The following is a 15,409-nucleotide window of genomic DNA, read 5'->3' as shown; positions in this document are numbered from 1 at the left end:
GTGAAAATCACCACTTGGTTGGCTATTCTCACCAACAATCTCTTATTGAATTTCCTCGGTAAATTCCCATCTATATGTAAAACAACAATAATTTTTCTTGGCACGGCTCTTGTAATGCTATGGGAAGAGATAGCCATCCCATCAATAAGGAGCCAGACCATGAGCGTATTCAGCCGCCTGACCGACGTGATTAATGCCAACCTGCACAGCCTGCTCGACAAGAGTGAAGAGCCGGAGAAGATGCTGCGCCTGATGATCGAAGAGATGGAGCTGGTGCAGGTCGAGATGCGTACCCAGGCCGCCCGCGTGATTGCCGAACAGAAACAGCTGGAGCGTCACCAGCAGGCGTTGCAGGCGCAGATCCTGGAGTGGTCGGCCAAGGCCGAGCTCGCCATCCAGAAGGGACGTGAGGATCTGGCCCGCGCCGCCCTCACCGAGAAGCTGGCGGAGGTCAAAAAATGTGAACAGCTGGAGCAGGACAAGGCCCGGGTCGCCGAGGTGCTGGCCCAACTTACCGCCGACAGCGAGCGACTGGCGGCCAAGCTGACCGAGGCCCGCGAGAAGCAGAAACTGCTGACCCTGCGCGAGCAGACAGCCCACAGCCGCATTCGTGCCCGCGCCCAGGTGGACAACCAGCGCATGCATGAGCTGATGGCGCGTTTTGACGGTTTTCAGGGCCGGGTCGATCAGCTGGAAGCCCAGCTGGAGGCGGCCACCCTGGGGCAGAATCCCTCGCTGGAGGCCCAGTTCCGCGAGCTGGAGCTCAATGACGAGATCGAGCGCGAGCTGGCTCGCCTCAAAGGCCAGAAGGCGGAGGTGTAATCATGAGCCCCTGGCCCAAGGATCTGGTGCATCGCAAGCTGAGCGGGGTCTGCGCCGGTATTGCCAGGCGGTTGGGGGTCTCCAGAGTCACGGTGCGGGTGGTGGCACTGCTCGCCCTGATCCTGATGCCGCCGCTGGCACTGGCCGCCTATCTGCTGGCGGTGCTGGTGATGCCGCCCCGTTATGAATTGAAGCGCTGGCTGGATTGACCGAAGGGTTGATCAGCCGGCAGACAAGGTACTGATAAGGAGCAAGTTATGCTGGAATTTTTCATCTTGCTGGTGGTGCTGCTGGTCATGGCACTGACCGGTTTTACCCTGGTAGCCATGTTGCTGGTGAGCGGCCTGTTCGTGCTGCTTGGGGCGCTGGGTGGCATGCTTGCTCTGATCATCAAGCTGGCCCCCTGGTTGCTGCTGGTACTGGCGGTTTGCTGGCTGATCAGTAACCGCAGCAAGCGTTCCAATACCTACCTCTAACCCGCCTGAGGTTGTGCAAGAGGTTGTGTGATGCTCCCTGATTTCCCCTTTCCGGCCACTCATCGAGTGGCCTTTTTTTACCTGTCGTCCTCAAGGCTGGGTGGCTGCGGGTAACCACTGGTGGCTCCAGCTCTGCCAGAGTGCCGGGCTGTGGATCAGCTGCTCCTTGAAGGATTTCGGCTGCTGCTTGAGGCGATATTCGATGCGCAGGGCCGCCCCCTTCTCGCCGACTTCCTGTTGCCACGCCAGCGTCAGCGGCCCCTTGCCGCGCAGGGCGCGAGCGCCCTTGCCACTCTGGTGCTGGCGAAGACGGCGCAGCGGGTCCGTGCTAATCCCGGTATAGAGCAGGCCGGTGGCAGTACGCACCATATAGACAGACCAGCGGGAAGGGGCGGATGGTTGCTGTGCCGGTGTGGTGGTCGCGGGTTCTCTCATTCAAATTCTCTGTGCCAAACTCAGAGGCAGCTCAAGGAGGTGCGATGAGAGTCTGGTTTTGGTTGTGGTTACTGTTGTCGGTCCCGGCTCTGGGGGAGACGATCCGTCTCTACGATTACCATCAGCATCCCCCCTTCAACACCGGAGTGGATGCAGGGCTGAGCCGCGAGCTGGTCAAGTATCTCAATGAAAAGCTGGGGGGTGAACCCAGAATCGAGCTTTGGCTGGTCAATCGCGCCCGGTTGGCGCTGGAGATGGCGGATCCCGACTTTGACGGTCTGGTGGTCTGGGTCAATCCCGCCTGGGTGGGGGATCCCCATCGCGAGCGCTATCTCTGGACCTTTCCGGTGATGCGCGACACCAACGAGCTGGTCTCGAACATTGACAACCCGGTCACCTATCGCGGGCCAGACTCCCTCAAGGGGCTGGTGTTTGGCGGGGTGGAGGGCTACCGCTATCAGGGGATCGATGATGCGGCCAGCCGCGGCGAGCTGGTGCGTCAGGATGCCAAGAAGGTGAAGACCAATCTTGAGCTGCTGGTGCGCGGCCGCATCGATGTGACGCTGGTGAGTGGTTCATCGCTGGGCTTTTTCATCGACGCACAGCATTATCAGGGCAAGCTGTTTATCTCGCCCTTCCCCCAATCCAGCTACACCCGCCATATCCTGCTGCCCAAGTCTCGCCCCGAGCTGCATGCCACCCTCAACGACATCGCCGAGCAGATGGACCGGGATCCCCGCTGGCACAAGGTGCTGGAGTCCTATCGCGGCACGCCCTGAGGGCGGCGCTTGAGCCGGTGCAGCGGTAACAGGCTCACCAGCAGACCAGCCCAGACAAAGGCGAAACCGACTGCCTTGATGGGGTCCGGCGCCTCACCAAACCAGTAGATGGCGAGCAGGAAGGCGAGGCTGGGCTCGATATATTGCAGCAGTCCCACAGTGCTCATCCGGGTTCTCGCCACCGCGTAGCAGAAGAGCCCCACCGGCAGCAGGGTGGCGGGCGCACTGCCCATCAGCAGCAGCTTGTCGGCCAAATCCCCGTTCACGAATGCCCCTTCCCCGTACCACGCCAGCGTGCCGATGATGATCAGCGCGACGGGCAGTTGCACCATGGCTTCCAGATAGAGGCTGGTGCCGGTGTCGTAGTGGATCTTCTTCTTGATAAGGCCATAGCAGGCGAAGTTGGCCCCCATGATGAGGGAGAACCAGGGGAGTTGGCCGTAGCAGAAGAGCATGTAGGCGAGACCCGCCAGCGCCAGGGCGACCGCCAGATGCTTTTGCGGGGTGAGTCGCTCTTTGAGGAAGATGACGGCGAATACGATATTGAACAGCGGGGTCATAAAGAAGGCGAGGCTGGTGGTCAGCACTTGCCCGGTAGTGAGGCACCAGGTGAACATGCACCAGCTGATGGACATAACGGGGCCCGCCAGCAGAATGAGGCCGAGCTGGCGCGGCTCACTGCGCAACCGTGCCCACGGCACCTGGTGGCCAAGCAGCAGAAACAGGGCACCCAGCAGCACCACAGACCAGAGCACCCGGTGGGAGATCAGCTCCCACATGTTGACCTCGGGCATGAATTGATAATAGAGCGGCAGCATCCCCCACAGGATGAAGGAGAGGGTTGCGGTGCCGGTACCTAGCCAGTTTTTCATTATTATCCGTTTATTAAATTAAACGCCCATGGCGATAGTAGGGGGCGCGCCCTGTTTCCACAAGAGGGAAAACAGGGAAATGCTGGTACTATCAACGTCATGCAGCGAATCGATAAGTTGTTTGAGCAAATCAGGGCCTGCCGTCTGTGCGAGGCTCATCTGCCGCTGGGGCCTCGTCCGGTGATCCGCGGGGCCGAGAGTGCTCGCCTGCTGATCATCGGTCAGGCGCCCGGCACCCGGGTGCATGCCAGCGGTATCCCGTGGGATGACCCCTCCGGTGACAGGCTGCGCCAGTGGCTCGGTGTCGATAAGGCCACCTTTTACGACGAATCCCGCATCGCTATCATGCCGATGGGGCTCTGTTATCCCGGCAGGGGAAAATCCGGCGATCTGCCGCCGCGCCCCGAATGTGCGCCCACCTGGCACGACAAGGTATTGATGCTGCTACCCAACATCGAACTGACCCTGCTGATCGGCCAGTATGCACAGGCCTACTACCTGCGGGGGGCGGCCAAGGGATCGCTCACCGACACGGTGCGCAGCTGGGCCGACTATGGCCCCGGCTGGCTGCCGTTGCCGCATCCCTCCCCGCGCAATACTCTCTGGCTCAGGAAGAATCCCTGGTTCGAAGATGAGATCGTCCCCCATCTACAGCAAAGGGTCGCCCCGCTTCTGGGGAGACCCTGAGTATTAGAGCGCTGGCTCGGCCAGCGGTTTGGGTTTGCTGCGGGCCATGGCGATGAGCGGCAGGACGATGCAGATACAGCCCAGCAGCAGCGGCAGGCCCGGCTGCTCGTCAAACAACCACACCCCGATGGCCACCGCCATCAACAGACCGGTGTACTCCGCCGAGGCGATCTTGCTCGCCTCCGCCTTGCGATAGGCCACCACGCACAATCCTGCGTAGACCATGATCAGCGCCGAAGAACCGAAGGCGGGCCACCACATCTGCCACTGCCAGTCGCCCCCTTCCCACCAGGCCAGCGCGAGAATGAAGGGCATGCTCAGCACGTTGGTGAAAAACAGGGTCTGGGCGATGGGCTGCTTGAGCGGGATCCGCTTGATCAGCAGGTTATTGAGCGCCATCGACAGCGCCACCCCAAGCGCCGCCAGCGCGGCCCAGTTCACCTCGGTCGGGCGCAGCACGATCAATACCCCGATAAACCCGATAACCGCAGTCAGCACCTTTTGGCGCGAGATCGCTTCCCCCGCCATCCACACCGCCAGCGGCACCATCATCAGGGGGGCGGCATAGAAGAGGGCATTGGCAGTGGCGAGCGGCAAGCGGGTGAGTGCCACCACCATCAGGCAGACGCCGACCGCCCAAATATGGGCCCGCAGCAGGTGCCACTTGATGGCCACCGGCGGGTTGCGGCGCCATGACCAGAGCAGCAAGGGCATCAGCAGAATGGCGGCCGAGAGCTGGCGGAAAAAGACAAACTGGAAGATGGGCTGATCCGGTTCCAGCACCTTGACCAGCGCATCGGAAAAGACCGCCACCATATTGCCCAGCACCAGATAAAGGATGCCGATCCCGACTGCATTCATACCACCTCCCACTTCAGATGAGGGGAGGGTAGCGTGCCGGTTGATATCCAGTAAAATGATAAAAAATGACCACTCATGAGATATTTAGATAATGAAGCTTCCTCCCCTGCGTGCGGTGCAATATTTCGAGGTGGTGGCCCGGTTGCTCAGCTTCTCCCGCGCCGCTCTTGAACTGAACGTCAGCCAGAGTGCGGTCAGCCACCAGATCCGCCTGCTGGAGGATTTTCTGGGTGAGCGCTTGCTGTTGCGTCAGGGGAGGCTGCTCTCCCTGACGCCGCAGGGGGAGAGTTACTTTGAGGGGATTGCCGCCGGGCTCAGCCAGATTGCCCAGAGCAGCGAACAGTTGCGTGGTGGCGGCGAGATGCGAGTCCGGCTCGCGGTCTACAGCTCGTTTGCGGTGAAGTGGCTGATCCCCCGCCTGGCCGGATTGCGCCAGCTCTACCCCGAGCTGGATTTGAGTCTGGAGATGGTGGCGGAGGATCCCGAACTCTCCGATAGGGTGGCGGACTGCTTTATCACCGTCTCACCCCACGGGCGTGGTTACTGTCACGATCTTATCTATCAGGAGCGGCTCTTTCCGGTCTGCAGTCGCCGTCTGTTGCAGCAGGTCAGCGGGGAGTGGCCTGATGCCATCTGGCAGCTGCCGCTGCTCTCGGTGCAGTCCATTTACAAGGCGCGGGGGGAGGATTGGCAGCGCTGGGCCAAGGCGGGTGGGCTGGTGATCCCAGACGAGGCGCGGATGCACCACTTCAGCCATGTGTTGTTGGCGATGGAGGCGGCGGCCTGGGATCAGGGGGTGGCGTTCGTGAATGACTACATGCTGCGGCCCGATGATCCCCAGCTGGTGGCCTTGCCAGTACACCAGCTGGAGACGGGGGATGCCTTCTACTTTACCTGCAAGCGCTCGCGGGCCCATGAGCCCGCCATCAGCCGGTTGCGCCAGTGGCTGATGATGGAGACACGCCAGAGCATGCCGCTCTAGCCTGCACCGTTACGCTCTCTTGAACTGGCTCAGCACAAATAGGCTGGTGGCGCAGACGACGACCGAAGGTCCTGCTGGAGTATCCTGATACCAGGAGAGGGTCAATCCACCCAGCACGGCGAGACAGCCGATCAGCGCGGCAAAGCCAGCCATCTGCTCCGGCGTCTGGCTGAAGCGGCGAGCGGTGGCGGCGGGGATGATCAGCAGGGAGGTGATGATCAGCGCCCCGACAAATTTCATCGCCACGGCGATCACCAGCCCGATCAGCAGCATCAATACGCAGCGCAGCACATCGACCCGGATCCCCTCTACCCGTGCCAGCTCTTCCGAGATGGTCATGGAGAGCAGGGGATCCCACAGTCGCCACAGGGTGAGCAGTACTAGCGCGCCACCGCCGTAGATCCAGAGCAGATCCATCGGTTGTACCGAGAGCAGGTCGCCGAACAGGTAGGCCATCAGATCCACCCGCACGTTATCCATAAAACTCAAGGTAACCAGACCGAGGGACAGGGCGCTGTGGGCCAGAATGCCGAGCAGGGTATCAGTTGCCACCTGCTGGTTGCGACTCATGATCACCAGCAGCATCGCCATGGCGAGGCAGCAGACCACTACCGCCAGAGTGAGATCGACCTGCAGCAGGATGCCCAGCGCGATACCGAACAGGCAGGCGTGGGAGAGGGTGTCGCCAAAATAGGCCATCTTGCGCCATACCACGAAGCTGCCGAGGGGGCCGGCCAGCAGGGCGATGCCGAGACCGGCCGCGAGGGCGTATAACAGAAAGCTGTCCACTTGAATGTCCTGTTGCTTGGGCTATTTGCTGTGAGCGTTGTTGCGAGAGGGCAGGCGGATGACGGGAGCCTGCGGTTCATGATGATGGTGTTCGCCGTCGCAGTGGTGATGGTGGGTATAGACCGCCAGCACCTCCTGCTCCGGTCGCCCGAACAGGCGGGCAAATTCGGGGTGGCGCGCCACGCTTTCCGGCTCGCCATGACAGCAGACGTGGCGATTGAGGCAGATCACCTCGTGGGTGCTGGCCATCACCAGATGCAGGTCGTGGGATACCATCAGCACGGCGCAATTAAATTCGGCAGCGAGCTGGCCGATGAGGGCGTAGAGCTCGATCTGGCCGGTGATATCAACCCCTTGCACCGGTTCGTCCAGCACCAGCAGCTCGGGCTTGACCAGCAGGGCGCGAGCCAGCAGCACACGCTGCATCTCACCACCCGAGAGCTTCTGCATCCGGTTTTCCAGCAATCCCTCAGCGCCCACCCGGGCCAGAGCTTCCTCGATGGAGAGACGGCTGTTTTTGCCCAGCTGCAGGAAGCGGCGCACCGTCAGCGGCAGGGTGGGATCCAGATAGAGGCGCTGCGGTACATAGCCGACTCTCAGATCGCGGCTGCGGGTGATCTTGCCTGAATCCGGCGTGAGCAGGCCCAGCACCAGCTTGCTCAGGGTGCTCTTGCCCGCCCCGTTGGGGCCGACTAGTGTGGTGATTTTGCCTTTATTGAGGGTAAAGGAGACCTTGTCGAGCACAGAGCGTCCATCAAACGAGAGAGAGACCTCTTTCAGCTCTACCAGTTGGCTCATGACAACTCCGGGGTTTACAGCCAGTGAGAGTTATAATATAACAAAAAGCGGCTGTTATATTATCACATACTCACCCCCTGACGAGATTCACCAATGAGAATTATTGCGCTTTTCACTGCCCTGCTGGCGGTGAGTTTGCCTGTTCGTGCCATTGAGGTACTGACCACCATCAAGCCCCTTGGCTTCATCGCTGCGGCGATCACTGACGGGGTGAGCGAGCCCAAGGTATTGCTACCCACCGGCGCCTCTCCCCACGATTTTTCCCTGCGCCCTTCCGATATTCGCAACATCAACAGTGCCGATCTGGTGGTGTGGGTTGGCCCCGAGCTGGAAGGTTTTATGGCCAAGCCGCTGGCTAATCATTCCCATGCTCCGGCCCTGACTCAGGTTGAGGGGATGCCGTTGTTCAACTACGCGACTCAGGATAGTCACGATTCCCATGACCATGATGATCACGTTCATGCCGCCCACGAGCACGGTGACCATGATGAAGGGCATGAGGGACATCATCACGAAGGGGTAGATCCCCATATCTGGCTTGGCCCGACGCAGGCCAAAGTGATTGCCAAGGCGATCGCAAGTGAATTGGGCAAGCTGGATCCGGCCAATCAGGCTCGCTATGACGCCAACCTCGCGGCATTTGATGCCAAGGTGGATGCCAAAGACAAAGTGATTGCTGGCCAGATGAAGACGGTGAATGAGAAGGGGTACTTTGTCTTCCACGAGGCGTATGGCTACTGGGAGCGCCATTACGGCATGAGTTCAAAGGGTCACTTTACCGTAAGTCCTGAGCGTCGCCCTGGCGCCAAGACGCTAGTGGATATTCGCAAGGCACTGGAAGAGAAGCAGGCGAGCTGCATTTATGCCGAGCCGCAATTCTCACCGGCTGTGATCGAATCGGTGGCACGCAATACCGGCGCCAAGGTGCTGTTGCTTGATGAGGTGGGTGAACAGGTACCGCTCGGCCCGGATGGTTATCCCCAATTCATGCAGCAACTGGCAGACGCATTCGCACAGTGTCGCTGATCGCCTGCTGAGCCTCTCATCCGGAGGGGCTATACTGACCTCCAGCATCTGACATGGAGTGTCCGGTATGAAATGGTTGTTGATCCCGGCTTGCACGTTGGCGCTATGTTGCGCCAACGTGCAGGCTTCGCGTCTTTCCGAATATATTGCCAGTCCGGACCTGCGGGCCAAGCTGCAGGAAGTGTATGGTGGCCGGGCCATCCAGCGGGCCGAGGCATTCTCTCGCCTGCTCACCCCCAGAGCGGGTACAACCGACCAGCAGAAGATCGAGCTGGTGAACAACTACTTCAACAATCTAACCTACAGTGAAGACCCCAAGCTGTGGGGAGATGAGGATTACTGGGCCAATCCGCTGGAGTTCATCGGCGCCCGGGGTGGGGATTGCGAGGATTACAGCATCTCCAAGTACTACACCCTGATGGAGCTGGGGGTGGATGAGAAGAAGCTGCGACTGGCCTACGTCAAGGCGGTGCGTTACAACCAGTTCCACATGGTGACTCTCTATTTTCCGACACCCAAGGCTGACCCACTGGTGCTCGACAACATCAACAGCCGGATCCTGCCGGGCAGCAAGCGTACCGATCTCATTCCCGTTTACAGTTTCGATGCCAAAAGCATCTGGATCATGAAGTCACGGCGGGAAGGGACGCTGGCGGGGAGTGCCGATCGGTTGGCGCAGTGGACATCGATGAAGACCCGTTTCTCCAGCGAGCAACTGCGCTCTCCTCGTCGTCAGTTATAGCTTGCCCGCCGCCTTCAACTCATCGAAATATTTCGCCGCGCCCGGATGCTGTTCAATGCTCAGCACCGGGCCGGTTTTATTGCGTGCCCGGTGAAACATATTGGCGTAGCCATAAGTCTGCTCATTGAACTTGGTTTGCTGGGTCAGCATGGCCCTGGTCAGACGATAGACAGACTCTTCCGGCATGGTGGCATTGGTGACCAGGGTGGCGGCAATGGCAAAGGTGGGGGTCGCCTTCAGATTGCCGGGGTAGATGCGGGCGGGCACCTGACTGCGTTGGTAATATTTGACCCCTTTGAGTAGCTGATCACGGGTGGCCCCATCGATGGGGAGGAAACTGACCGCGCAACGTTTGGCGGTGTCGAGCACAATCCGGTTAGGGTGTCCCATCACCAGTGCAAATGCGTCGATCTGCTTGCTGCAGAGCGCATCCGGCAGGTTGGCCATGCTTTTCAGATCGAGATCCTGCTCTTTCGCTCCCAAGATGTTGAACAGGGTCAGCGCCGTCTGGCGGGTTCCCGAGTTCTTCAACCCAATGTCGATGGGGGCGAGCTTGAGCTGTTCCAGTGAAGTGATATCGCCATCGGCACGGATCACTATGGTGAAGGGCTCGGCATGGGTGGCAAACAGGGCGCGCAGCTCAGGTTGCGGCTGGGTGGTAAAAGGGCCCAAGCCCTGGCTTGCCTGATACAGCCAGTCTGACTGCACCATGGCGTAGGAGGTCTCGCCACTCTTCAGCCGCGTCAGGTTTTCTATTGAACCCGATGAGCTCTGTAATGTGCACGCAAGTTGCTCATCGACCTCATGGGCCAGACGGCAAAACTCTTTGGTTATCTGGTGATAAATCCCCTGCTCACCCCCGGTGGTGATAGTGACGGTTTCAGCCATCAGGCCGGGTTGCCACAGCAGGGGCAACAGCATGGCGAGCTTCTTCATGATTGCGCCTCCTTGGCATAACCATCGATACCCCAGGTCCGCAGTTTGTCGATGTCGCGGCACTCTCCCGATTCTGCCAGCAGGGTATAACCGGCGGCATGCATGGTTTGGGAGAGCAGATTCCAGTAGAGCGGCGCATCGGTCAGCTGACAGCTGATAAAGATGGGATTGAGCGGGTCAAGTTGATTGAAGGTATCCGCATTGAGGGGAATGGCGCTGAAGGCGAGCTCACACCCCTGTTCCTGCAACGCAGCCAATGTGGCTTGGCCATGGGCGGGGAATGTGGCTACATCCCAGCGCCAATCCAGTGTTTTGCCGTGGCCCTGGCTTAGCAGAGGGGAGATCTCGGACCATTGTGGGTGATTGAGCAGGGAGAGGGGCAGCAAGATCCCCTCTATATGAGAGTGCTGCCACTGTTGCAGGGCGCTCTGGATGGTTGCGAGATCGCTGTCGGCACCGAGGGGCTGACTGGGCAAGAAACGCTGATAGAGCGCGATCTCCCCTTGTGTGGAGACAAATTTTTGCAGTTGCCCGCCTTCCGGCAGCGGGCTCACTCCTTGCAGCGGCTGTGGGGTCATCAGTGGCAGCTGTTTTCCCAGCTGGGTGATTTTGAGTCGTTGTTGCAGCAGATCCCGTTTGCGTTCGGAAACCAATTGGTTGATGGAAAGTGCCACTTCTTTGAGGTCTTGCAACCAGGGAGTGGGCAGGGTGCTGTTGAACTGGTGTTTGCGGATACGGATCAGCTGCAGGTTGATCTGCTCCAGGGGCTGCAGCAGGCGTTTGCACACCAGGGAGATGATCAGGGTAAATACGACGAGGCCCGCCAGCAGCGCCAGACCGGTGCGACTGATGGCATTCCACAGATGCTGATAGGCGTAGCCGCTATGCCCCTCAAGGGTCAGAGTGCCCAGCATGCGCCAGCCATCGGTCAACTCTTGCTCAATCTTGACGGGGGGCATGCCGATAACCGAGGGAAGCCAGCCGGGGACATTTTGCTGGGTAGAGTGGAAGACCTTCTGAAACAGCAACTGGCCATCAGGATCGATCAGGGTGACCGAGCTGACGAAGCCGCCATCGAACATGGCATTGACGATGGTCTCGGCCAGCACATTGTCGTCATTGAGCAGGGTTCCTTGCAGCACCAGCCCGAGAGCGGTGATGGCGGTTTCCAGGTTGGCTGACATCTGGTCGAGGATGGATTGGCGGACTGTCGTGACTTCCAGTGCAAACAGCAGCGCTGCACCGATCAGGAACAGGACGACAATTATTCTGATTAACAGTTTTGCTAACGACATATCCACTCCATGGAAAAGTTATCGCAACATTCCAGGTTTCTATTCAGTATCGAATCCGACCCGGTTCTTAAAAATAGGAAAAAATGGTTAAAAAAGACGATCATTTCTGCCCATCCGGGCGGGTTATGCATAAAATGTGAGGTTCATGCAGATTGTGATGAACTATTTGTAACTATTTGTGTCCAACAAACAGTTTTATACGGTTTTGTCACAACTGACATCGCAACTCACACTCTTTAGATCTAAATACAGGATAGCGGATGAAACGTCTCCGTCCCTTGGTAGTACAGGCTGCCAATTGGGAACCACCGGTTCCCCGCAAACACTTTTACGCCATGCTGATGCTGACGGCCATGACCCTGTCAGCAGTGGCATTATTGCCAGCTCCGGGTGACATCCTCGAGCGGCCGCTGCGTCTTGAGTTGCCCATTGATACCGCAGGTACGGCAACCAACGAAAACAACACCGACTTTAACGAAATCCCCGATCACGAACTGGTTGATCAGAGTGCGCCGGATGACGACATCCCGGTTGACACCACCCCCCAGTGGCAGGATTACCGGGTCCGCAACGGCGAAAACCTGACCGCCATTTTTAACAATCTCGGTCTCTCCACCACCACCCTCTACAAGGTGCTGGACGCGGACAACAAGAATTATCTGGCGCGCCTCAAGCCGGGCCAGAATATCGAGCTGCTGATCGATCAGGACAACATCCTGCAGCAGCTCAAAATCCGCTTGAACATCAAGCAGACGCTGGTGATGGCGCGCAGCGACGATGCCTATACCGCCTCCATGATCAATGAGAAGGTCGAGTGGCAACCGCAGCGTTACAACGGCGTGATCAACGGCAGCTTCTATGTCAGTGCCCGCAATGCGGGGATTCCGGCCAACCATATCCAGAAAATTGCCAACCTGTTCCAGTGGCGAATGAATTTCGCCAAGGATCTGCAGAAGGGCGACAAGTTCAAAGTGCTGGTACGCCAGGAGACGGTGGAAGGCAAGAGCACTGGTAACAGCCAGCTGCTGGGTGTGGAAGTGACCAGCCAGGGCAAGACGGTGTCGGCCTGGCTCTCCGATGACGGCAACTATTACGACGGTCAGGGCAACAGTCTGGAGCGCGGATTCCGCCGCTACCCGACCCATAGCCGCTATCGGATCAGCTCCAATTTCAACCCAGCGCGCAAACATCCGGTAACCGGTATGGTGCGTCCTCACGAGGGCACCGACTTCGCAGTGCCGGTGGGCACGCCAGTGCTGGCGACCGGCGATGGTATCGTCCAGAAGGCAACCAGCCACCCGCTGGCGGGCACTTATATCGTCATCAAGCATGGCCGTACTCTCTCTACCCGTTATCTGCACCTGAGCAAGCTGCTGGTCAAAACCGGTCAGCGAGTGAAGATGGGCGACAAGATCGGCCTCTCCGGCAACACAGGTCGCTCGACCGGTGCTCACCTGCACTACGAGCTGCGGATCAACAACCGCCCGGTCAATGCCATGACTGCCAAGCTGCCGATGGCTGAACCGCTCAGCGGCAAAGAGCGTCGTCAGTTCCTTGCCAAGGTGAAGAGCTACCGCAAGGAGTTGGCTGCGGGTTGATACCTGTCGTCACAGCCTGAAATGAAAGGCCCCGCCAGATTGGCGGGGCCTTTTTACATGCGCCGTGAGGGTCAGTAACCCTTGTCGAAGTCGATCTTGCCATCCAGTGGCTGGCCATCGATAAAGCGGATGTAGTTGCGCACAAAGATCTGGGCCACATCATCCGGGAAGCTGTAGGCGCTGTTGTGGGGGGTGACGATGAGGTTGGGTTGGCCCCACAGTGGACTGTCGGCAGGCAGCGGCTCCTGCTCGAACACATCCAGCACCGCCATCGCCAGCTTGCCGGTACGCAGTGCGGTGAGCAAATCGTCCGAGTGCACGGCGCTGCCACGACCGACGTTGAACAGGATGGCGCCCGGTTTGCAGTGTTCGAAGCGGGCGGCATTGAACAGATGACGGGTATCGCGGGTGGCTGGCAGCACGCTGACGATGACATCGGCCTGCGCCAGCATCTTGTTGAGCGCAGGTAGCTGATAAACCTGATCAAACCCGGCTCGCTCCCGACCGCTGCGGCTGATGCCCAGCACCTTCATGCCAAAATGTTTGCCGGTGTGGGCAATATGCTGGCCAATGCTGCCGGTCCCCAGGATCAGCATGGTGCGCCCCTTGAGGCCCTGATAGGGGTGACTTTGCCACAGCCGCTGTTTCTGCTGCTCCCGATAAAGGGGAATTTGGCGCATCAGGCTGAGCAGATGACCAAAGACATACTCGCTCATCAGCGGGCCGAAGATGCCGCGCACATTGGTGAGCTGATAATCACGACGACTGTCAGGATCGAGCAGCACATCGACTCCCGCATAGGTGGACTGGAACCAGCTCAGCTTGTTGGCTTTGGGCAGCAGCGGTTTGGCGCGGGCCGGTTCGGCCATCAGAATATGGGCTTCGCCGATCAGCTTCTCGGCATCGCTCTGGTTATCGGCTCGCAAAATGCGCAGATGGGGGAGGTTGGCGGCCTTGAGCAGCCGTTCGTAGTGAGCATTATCCTGGCTGAGCAAAAGAAGGGTACGTTGGCTCATACTCTTGTTCCTTATCAGAATTTGCGGCGCAACAAGATGCCGCTCTCGACCCATCTTACCTGACTTCATATCGCAACATAGCCGACCAGGGCGCTTTTTCGTTTTCGCCGCGCCCCTCGTGGGCTACAATCTGCCCCACATTTTGCAAAGGATCCGACTCCAGTGTTTGGTGACAAGTTTTATAAGCGACTGGCCGAGCTACAGCCTTGGCAACAGACCGTCTACACCCTGGCGCTGGCAGAGCGTATGTACCCCAACTATGCCCTGTTCAGCCAGGCCTCCGGCTTTGGCAATGCTGGCGCTTTCCGGCATGCGCTGGATCAGATGTGGGTCTACCTCACCGTCAAGGGATCCCGGGTCAATCTGGGGGCCATTCTCGAAGAGTTCGAGTCTCACATTCCGGATCCCCGCAAGTTTGAATCCTACGGTGCCTATCCGGCGCTTGATGCCTGTGTTGCGCTGGGCTGCGCCTATAACTCGGTGATCTGCCGGGTTGGCGAAGAGGCCAACGATGCCAGTCATGCCTCAGTCGGTACTGTGGCCGGTTTTATCGAGCTGCTGGAAGAGCGGGATCTGACCGAAGAGGAGCTCTACGAGCACGAGTACATGGAAGCCGAGCTGGAGTTCCAGGTTGAACTGCTCAAGCGGGTTGCCCATGAGCGCGACAGCGATCGTATTCTGGCCATCAGAGTATTCGCCTCTCAGGATGGCGTCTCCAATATCGGGATCAGCCTGGAAGAGTAATCCTCTACGGCCCCTGATAGAACAAAGCTCCCGTTCGGGAGCTTTTTTTATGCCTGAAATTGTTCAGCAGCTTATGCCTGCTCTTCGGTGAGGGGTCTGACGCTCAGCACTGGGGCGGCGTCGATTTCGTCTGCATTCATCATAGAGGAGATGCGTTGCAGGGAAGAGAGCAGCAGCGTCTGCTCCCACGCTTCCAGCGCTTGAAAACGCTGGATGAAGCGCTCTTGCAGCGGGGTCGGGGCCTGGGCCAGCAGGGCGCGGCCTGCGTCAGTCAGTGTCGCGTGAACCTTGCGCTTGTCGGTATTGCTGCGAACGCGCTGCACCAGTTGGCGGCTCTCCAATCGGTCCATGATGGTGGTGGCGGTGGCCTGGCTCATGTTGGTGTGATCGGCCAGCTGACGCATGGAGATCTGTCCCAGCTCGTCGATCCCTTTGAGCAGCAAGAGTTGCGGGGAGGTGAGCCCGGCTTCTTTGATCAAGCGCCTGGAGTGCATGTCGATGGCACGAATAATCTGGCGCAGGGCGACCAGCACTTCATCATGTTTTTCCAT

Annotated in this window: 19 protein-coding genes; 10 read left to right on the top strand and 9 right to left on the bottom strand. The window is 59.0% G+C overall.

The annotated features are described in order from the left end of the window. Nucleotides 1–159: 159 nt before the first annotated feature. Genes pspA through pspG form a run of 3 tightly spaced genes read left to right on the top strand, consistent with a single transcriptional unit; the run spans nt 160 to nt 1,298 of the window. Nucleotides 160–822, top strand: coding sequence for a phage shock protein PspA (gene pspA / locus BN1139_RS17655; protein ID WP_005354880.1), 663 nt, complete (start codon nt 160–162; stop codon nt 820–822). Nucleotides 823–824: 2 nt separating this feature from the next. Further along, on the top strand, nt 825–1,031 hold the full coding sequence (locus tag BN1139_RS17650) for a PspC domain-containing protein (RefSeq protein WP_005354878.1): 207 nt from the start codon (nt 825–827) through the stop codon (nt 1,029–1,031). A 48-nt stretch (nt 1,032–1,079) separates the two neighbouring features. Further along, on the top strand, nt 1,080–1,298 hold the full coding sequence (gene pspG / locus BN1139_RS17645; RefSeq protein WP_005335871.1) for an envelope stress response protein PspG: 219 nt from the start codon (nt 1,080–1,082) through the stop codon (nt 1,296–1,298). Nucleotides 1,299–1,388: 90 nt separating this feature from the next. Here pspG and BN1139_RS17640 read toward each other — a convergent pair whose 3' ends face one another. Then, on the bottom strand, nt 1,389–1,733 hold the full coding sequence (locus BN1139_RS17640) for a GIY-YIG nuclease family protein (RefSeq protein WP_005354876.1): 345 nt from the start codon (nt 1,731–1,733) through the stop codon (nt 1,389–1,391). A 44-nt stretch (nt 1,734–1,777) separates the two neighbouring features. Here BN1139_RS17640 and BN1139_RS17635 point away from each other — a divergent pair, with 44 nt between their 5' ends. Then, nucleotides 1,778–2,512, top strand: a complete 735-nt coding sequence (locus BN1139_RS17635; RefSeq protein WP_005354874.1) for a substrate-binding periplasmic protein — start codon at nt 1,778–1,780, stop codon at nt 2,510–2,512. Here the strand turns inward: BN1139_RS17635 and rarD are convergent. After that, the gene (gene rarD / locus BN1139_RS17630; protein WP_005354872.1) at nt 2,494–3,384 is read right to left on the bottom strand and encodes an EamA family transporter RarD; all 891 of its coding nucleotides are present in this window, start codon (nt 3,382–3,384) and stop codon (nt 2,494–2,496) included. The two genes, BN1139_RS17635 and rarD, sit on opposite strands and share 19 nt — an antisense overlap. 99 nt (nt 3,385–3,483) lie before the next feature. Here rarD and BN1139_RS17625 point away from each other — a divergent pair, with 99 nt between their 5' ends. Continuing rightward, nucleotides 3,484–4,071, top strand: a complete 588-nt coding sequence (locus tag BN1139_RS17625; RefSeq protein WP_005354870.1) for a uracil-DNA glycosylase family protein — start codon at nt 3,484–3,486, stop codon at nt 4,069–4,071. Nucleotides 4,072–4,074: 3 nt separating this feature from the next. Here BN1139_RS17625 and BN1139_RS17620 read toward each other — a convergent pair whose 3' ends face one another. Continuing rightward, nucleotides 4,075–4,932: a DMT family transporter gene (locus BN1139_RS17620; RefSeq protein ID WP_005354867.1), complete on the bottom strand. Its 858-nt coding sequence runs from the start codon at nt 4,930–4,932 to the stop codon at nt 4,075–4,077. A gap of 91 nt (nt 4,933–5,023) precedes the next feature. Here BN1139_RS17620 and BN1139_RS17615 point away from each other — a divergent pair, with 91 nt between their 5' ends. After that, complete coding sequence (locus BN1139_RS17615) at nt 5,024–5,914, top strand: LysR substrate-binding domain-containing protein (RefSeq protein WP_005354865.1); 891 nt, start codon at nt 5,024–5,026, stop codon at nt 5,912–5,914. A gap of 9 nt (nt 5,915–5,923) precedes the next feature. Here BN1139_RS17615 and znuB read toward each other — a convergent pair whose 3' ends face one another. Together znuB and znuC are read right to left on the bottom strand one after the other, a co-directional pair. After that, entirely contained in the window at nt 5,924–6,703 is a 780-nt protein-coding gene (gene znuB, locus BN1139_RS17610) for a zinc ABC transporter permease subunit ZnuB (RefSeq protein ID WP_005354863.1), read from the bottom strand. Between the two features lie 21 nt (nt 6,704–6,724). Next, nucleotides 6,725–7,501 carry a zinc ABC transporter ATP-binding protein ZnuC gene (gene znuC / locus BN1139_RS17605; RefSeq protein ID WP_005354861.1) on the bottom strand — a complete coding sequence of 259 codons (777 nt, stop codon included), beginning with the start codon at nt 7,499–7,501 and terminating at the stop codon, nt 6,725–6,727. Between the two features lie 93 nt (nt 7,502–7,594). Here znuC and znuA point away from each other — a divergent pair, with 93 nt between their 5' ends. Both znuA and BN1139_RS17595 read left to right on the top strand, forming a co-directional pair. Further along, nucleotides 7,595–8,527, top strand: a complete 933-nt coding sequence (gene znuA, locus BN1139_RS17600; protein ID WP_005354859.1) for a zinc ABC transporter substrate-binding protein ZnuA — start codon at nt 7,595–7,597, stop codon at nt 8,525–8,527. Nucleotides 8,528–8,594: 67 nt separating this feature from the next. Beyond that, nucleotides 8,595–9,269 carry a transglutaminase-like cysteine peptidase gene (locus BN1139_RS17595; protein ID WP_005335848.1) on the top strand — a complete coding sequence of 225 codons (675 nt, stop codon included), beginning with the start codon at nt 8,595–8,597 and terminating at the stop codon, nt 9,267–9,269. On the opposite strand, the gene BN1139_RS17590 is transcribed toward BN1139_RS17595, so the two are convergent. Both BN1139_RS17590 and BN1139_RS17585 read right to left on the bottom strand, forming a co-directional pair. Further along, a complete protein-coding gene (locus BN1139_RS17590) occupies nt 9,264–10,205 on the bottom strand; it encodes a TAXI family TRAP transporter solute-binding subunit (RefSeq protein ID WP_005354858.1) in 942 nt (313 codons plus the stop codon). The genes BN1139_RS17595 and BN1139_RS17590 overlap by 6 nt on opposite strands. Continuing rightward, entirely contained in the window at nt 10,202–11,500 is a 1,299-nt protein-coding gene (locus tag BN1139_RS17585) for a LapD/MoxY N-terminal periplasmic domain-containing protein (RefSeq protein ID WP_005354856.1), read from the bottom strand. The genes BN1139_RS17590 and BN1139_RS17585 overlap by 4 nt, the downstream gene beginning before the upstream one ends. A 260-nt stretch (nt 11,501–11,760) precedes the next feature. Between BN1139_RS17585 and mepM the strand changes: the two genes are divergently transcribed. Then, nucleotides 11,761–13,098 (top strand): murein DD-endopeptidase MepM, encoded by a 1,338-nt coding sequence (gene mepM / locus BN1139_RS17580; RefSeq protein WP_005354854.1) that lies wholly within the window; start codon nt 11,761–11,763, stop codon nt 13,096–13,098. Nucleotides 13,099–13,169: 71 nt separating this feature from the next. Here the strand turns inward: mepM and BN1139_RS17575 are convergent, their stop codons facing one another. Further along, nucleotides 13,170–14,114 carry a D-2-hydroxyacid dehydrogenase gene (locus BN1139_RS17575; protein WP_005354851.1) on the bottom strand — a complete coding sequence of 315 codons (945 nt, stop codon included), beginning with the start codon at nt 14,112–14,114 and terminating at the stop codon, nt 13,170–13,172. 162 nt (nt 14,115–14,276) lie between these two features. Here BN1139_RS17575 and BN1139_RS17570 point away from each other — a divergent pair, with 162 nt between their 5' ends. Beyond that, a complete protein-coding gene (locus BN1139_RS17570) occupies nt 14,277–14,858 on the top strand; it encodes a YjaG family protein (RefSeq protein ID WP_005354849.1) in 582 nt (193 codons plus the stop codon). Nucleotides 14,859–14,929: 71 nt separating this feature from the next. On the opposite strand, the gene BN1139_RS17565 is transcribed toward BN1139_RS17570, so the two are convergent. Further along, nucleotides 14,930–15,409, bottom strand: coding sequence for a MarR family winged helix-turn-helix transcriptional regulator (locus BN1139_RS17565; RefSeq protein ID WP_013723454.1), 480 nt, complete (start codon nt 15,407–15,409; stop codon nt 14,930–14,932).

The organism is Aeromonas veronii bv. veronii (genome assembly GCF_000820225.1).
GTDB lineage: Bacteria > Pseudomonadota > Gammaproteobacteria > Enterobacterales > Aeromonadaceae > Aeromonas > Aeromonas veronii.
This window is presented reverse-complemented; position numbering and strand designations above follow the sequence as displayed.